Source organism: Clostridium sp. Cult2 (assembly GCF_021655075.1).
Lineage (GTDB): Bacteria > Bacillota > Clostridia > Tissierellales > Tepidimicrobiaceae > Schnuerera.
This window is the reverse complement of sequence record NZ_PPXX01000076.1, coordinates 1-3,856: the sequence shown is the minus strand read 5'-3', so window position 1 is coordinate 3,856 and position 3,856 is coordinate 1. Positions and strand designations below refer to the sequence as shown.

Sequence of the window (3,856 nt, the reverse complement as noted above, 5' to 3'; positions counted from 1 at the left end):
TTAACGAAAGTATTTTGGGTACAAAAAAAGAGCCACACAAAACAGATTTATCTTTTCAGATAAAAACTTCCGTTTTGCGTGGCTCTTAAGGATTCTTGTCCAGTTCAGACCAGTCAACAAACTCTTGATTTATAACTGTTGTTTCTAAGGGTTCTAGCCCAGTCCAACACCTCTGTATAAATCTCAGCTATTCAATTTTGCCTAAAATATTTAAGGGAGAACTTTTTTACAATCTAGATTCTGATTCTAGATTAAATATTTTATCTATGTAACTCTTGACGGTTTTAGCCGAATTCAGTCTCCTATAGATTTTTAATTTATATTCCTATTCCTAAAGGTTCTAGCCTAGTCCAATAGCCAAAATATAAATTGCACAGAAACTCACTTAAGTATCTTATTTTATATCTTCATAATCAGCTGAACATTCAGCTACCATGGATAATCTCTTATCTGGATGATAAGTAATTATTCCATTTGTAATTTCTACTTCTAAATTTGCTCCACACCTAGAGCATTTGATTTCCATGTCACTAAAACTACTTGTAAAACCACTTTTACATAATTCCTTGCCACAGTATGGGCATACTATAATAAATTTTTTCTTTTTTTTCTTCATCTGCAATCCTTCTTTTCTTATTGCCTTCTAAGTGGATTGGGGAAAGAAAACTACAGATGACTTACTAATCTAACACCCAAGTACCACAGAAGGCTATCATTTTTTTCCTCATCATTAATCCTTCTTTTCTAAGTTTGTTATTAGAGGCTGGCCAATACCAACCCCTAACCTTTAAACAATTTTTGACCCTAGAAATTATACTAGGTCTTTCATAATTTTTACAGCTATTCCTTGGATAGAACAATTTGCTGTCACTATATCTTTCATATTCTTATTTTCTGGCTTAAGTCTTACACACTTTTTGCCTTGGTCAAGATATAATCTTTTTAATGTAGTAGTTCCATCTTCCAGTAAAGCAACAACTATTTGACCCTCATTAGCTTCTTCTTGTTTTCTTATAACTACTAGGTCACCATCTTCTATCCCAGCCTCTATCATGGAATCTCCATTGGCTCTAAGGATAAAATAATCGCCCTTATCAAAAAACTTTGCAGGTAAAGATACATAGCTTTCTATATGCTCTTCTTCCAAAAGGGGAAGTCCACAAGATACAGATCCTAAGACAGCCGCTTGTATCATGTCGGTTTCCATCTTTTTAATTGTTGGTGTAATAATTTCTTTGCCATTGTATTCAAGCATACCTTTTTCATTCATTTCCACAAGATAACGATATACAGTACCATTATCAGTTTTTACAGCTTTTGCAATTTCTCTGGTAGAAGGAGAAGTCCTATAGTGATTTGTATATTGATTTACATAGTCAATTATTTCTTCCATTCTTTTGGGACTTTTGGTTCTCATTTTCTACCCCCTTTCTAATCGCCAACACTTTGTTGGTGATTACTATTATAATATTAAATCCAAATTATTGCAATAGTTCTTTTGGAAAAATTAAACTTTATAATATTTGAAATTTAGGTCTGGCAGCCAGCCCCAAGTAAGTGGTATAATTTATTTATAAGATGATACAGGAAATACAAATATCAATTTTAGGAGGTCAATATGCTTATAGGATTATTTATAGGAATATGTTTAACCATAACCATTCTCTTTGTAAAACTTTATAAAAATATTACTTTATTTTCTTTTAAGACCTTGGCTTTTGGAGTTGATTTCTTTGTTATATTTTTTTACTCAATATACTTCTTCCATCCCAATGTATCAGTAAAACTTGTTGATGGTAAATTGCAATATCTTCTTAATGCAGGTGTTGGAATCCTTGCAATACTTATGTATGGACTTTTAATTTTATTTATCAACGATACCTTCCCTACGATTAGCAATGCTCTTAACCTATTCATAGCATTTGTAGGGGTGTCTGTTGCCGTCCCTTTTGCAATTGGACTACTGAGTCCTGTAATCCAAATATTTATTCATGGTTTTACTTTTAATGGAGATATTGTTCTATCACAGAATCATATGTTAAGTCTTTTCTTGAAGTATATGGTCTTTGGGCTAATTGCACTCCCTGTATGGAGATACCGAATAAGTAAGCTTGAAGAGCTTTAATAAATTAGACATAAAATGACGAAGTTTAAGGTCTTCTTTCTTGACCTAAACTTCGTCATTTTAGTATTTATAATTATCTCAATTTATATAACATTTGTAAGGTACTCATTATTGCTTAATTAATAATAATATTATATACTTTCCCCAATAAACTCAAAGTTATTTAAAAGGTTAATTCTCATTTTATAGAAATCTAATAAATCCCTTTTATAAATCAAGACTTTCTAATTCACTATTAATATAATATCCCTATATAACTAAAAACTGTTTATCTAACACTTGTATATATCTTTTTTAGGTCAATAAAAATACCATCTGCGTACTTTTGCCTAAAATCAATACCCATATATGATAACTTTCTCGATTCTGTAACTCCAGTTACTACAGTAATTGCATTCTTTGACATTGTGCCATCTATGCTCTTTAAATTATTTGTATTTACTTGCTTTTGTGAACCTAACTAATCTTCCTCCGTGAAGCAATAATAATTATCTGCATTCATTGAAATAATTTTTTTCAACGAATCTTGAGCCATATTCAGGTCAAGTGCAAATTGCGGATTTGCAATTACTAATTCACCATTTTCTACAACTGCCGCATCACCTGTTACAATGGAATTAGTCTCTGTTAAAAATAATGAAATATGACCTGGAGTGGAGATAACCTGACATCCTCCTGCCCAATCCAAACTATCTCCATCTTTAACTATTATATCTACATTGACAGGTTTAACTTTTCTTAATGTTTCACAGAAATCAATTCCAAATTGTTGCTGTTCTTTTGGCATTATTTTTAATAATTCCTCTGCTTGCAGCAATCTAAGAGATTTATCTTTCCCAGAAATATACTTACTCTCTATTTCACTTGAAACTACCTTAATATGTGGATGTCTTTCTTTAATTTCATATATGGCCCCCATATGGTCATCATCATGATGTGTAATCAGTACTTTTGTCAATGAATCTGCGTCTATTCCTTTTGATCTCATTTCATCTTCTAATAAGGATAAGAAATTAGGGTAACCACAGTCAACTAAAACAACATCGTTTTTACTTACTAATAAAACAGGATTTATGATTTTCGTTTAGGGATTCCCCCGCTTCATTTGATTTGAATAGAACATTTCCACTTTGAATATATGTCTTTACTTCATAAAATTCAATTGATTCAAATACTCGTTTTAAATCTGTCATCTTAATTATATTTTTCCCATCATACAGAAGTGAAAATCACCAATTTCATTTTTTTAGTAATGTACTACCATTCAAGTTTTCTAATTGATACAGGTATGCATCCTCACCAACTATTTTTAAGCTAGGATTTCTCGATTCTATTTCAAATTTTATATCTAGGCCTCAATTTTTATCCTGTTTCTGAAATAAATATCTTAACCCTTCCTTGTTACTATCGTTATTGTCGTTCACAATATCATTAATTATCGGCTCAGCATTATATATATCATACCCATAAGGCTCAGTAATAAATATACCCTTTCCATTTGAATAAGAAAGTAATTCTGCCTGATAGGATTTCGATGTATCAACAGGTATCCTTCCACTTAAAGTTGTCTCTTCTCCCTTGCCTATTATATCTTCAATAGAAGCCCTCATCTTCCTGAGATCACTCATAACTCTTCCGCAGAAATCATTTGGAACTTGAACTGTATATTTTAAATAAGGTTCTAATATTTCAGTTCCTGCTTTTCGAAGAGCTTCCCAAAATACATATGGT

Annotated in this window: 5 protein-coding genes and 2 pseudogenes; 1 reads left to right on the top strand and 6 read right to left on the bottom strand. The window is 31.4% G+C overall.

Translation table 11 applies throughout. The features are described from left to right. Positions 1 to 394: 394 nt before the first annotated feature. Both C3E90_RS08290 and lexA read right to left on the bottom strand, forming a co-directional pair. Positions 395 to 616 carry a hypothetical protein gene (locus C3E90_RS08290; RefSeq protein ID WP_018579529.1) on the bottom strand — a complete coding sequence of 74 codons (222 nt, stop codon included), beginning with the start codon at positions 614 to 616 and terminating at the stop codon, positions 395 to 397. A gap of 195 nt (positions 617 to 811) precedes the next feature. Then, entirely contained in the window at positions 812 to 1,417 is a 606-nt protein-coding gene (gene lexA / locus C3E90_RS08285; RefSeq protein ID WP_018579530.1) for a transcriptional repressor LexA, read from the bottom strand. Positions 1,418 to 1,618: 201 nt separating this feature from the next. On the opposite strand from lexA, the gene C3E90_RS08280 reads away from it, so the two are divergent. Further along, positions 1,619 to 2,125, top strand: coding sequence for a hypothetical protein (locus C3E90_RS08280; RefSeq protein ID WP_018579531.1), 507 nt, complete (start codon positions 1,619 to 1,621; stop codon positions 2,123 to 2,125). A 268-nt stretch (positions 2,126 to 2,393) separates the two neighbouring features. Here the strand turns inward: C3E90_RS08280 and C3E90_RS08275 are convergent, their stop codons facing one another. The 4 genes and pseudogenes from C3E90_RS08275 to C3E90_RS08265 form a co-directional block, all read right to left on the bottom strand. Then, positions 2,394 to 2,531: a hypothetical protein gene (locus C3E90_RS08275; RefSeq protein ID WP_018579532.1), complete on the bottom strand. Its 138-nt coding sequence runs from the start codon at positions 2,529 to 2,531 to the stop codon at positions 2,394 to 2,396. 54 nt (positions 2,532 to 2,585) lie between these two features. Continuing rightward, entirely contained in the window at positions 2,586 to 3,200 is a 615-nt protein-coding gene (locus tag C3E90_RS08270; protein ID WP_244264573.1) for an MBL fold metallo-hydrolase, read from the bottom strand. A gap of 10 nt (positions 3,201 to 3,210) precedes the next feature. Next, positions 3,211 to 3,318: pseudogene (locus tag C3E90_RS13605) on the bottom strand (DUF1697 domain-containing protein); the annotation flags it as partial. 162 nt (positions 3,319 to 3,480) lie between these two features. Beyond that, positions 3,481 to 3,856, bottom strand: a pseudogene (locus C3E90_RS08265) (hypothetical protein); the annotation flags it as partial.

Bases quoted from the DNA above. Each gene is read 5' to 3' on its own strand.
- C3E90_RS08280 (WP_018579531.1), top strand. From the start codon at position 1,619: ATGCTTATAGGATTATTTATAGGAATATGTTTAACCATAACCATTCTC.
- lexA (WP_018579530.1), bottom strand. From the start codon at position 1,417: ATGAGAACCAAAAGTCCCAAAAGAATGGAAGAAATAATTGACTATGTA.
- C3E90_RS08290 (WP_018579529.1), bottom strand. From the start codon at position 616: ATGAAGAAAAAAAAGAAAAAATTTATTATAGTATGCCCATACTGTGGC.
- C3E90_RS08275 (WP_018579532.1), bottom strand. From the start codon at position 2,531: ATGTCAAAGAATGCAATTACTGTAGTAACTGGAGTTACAGAATCGAGA.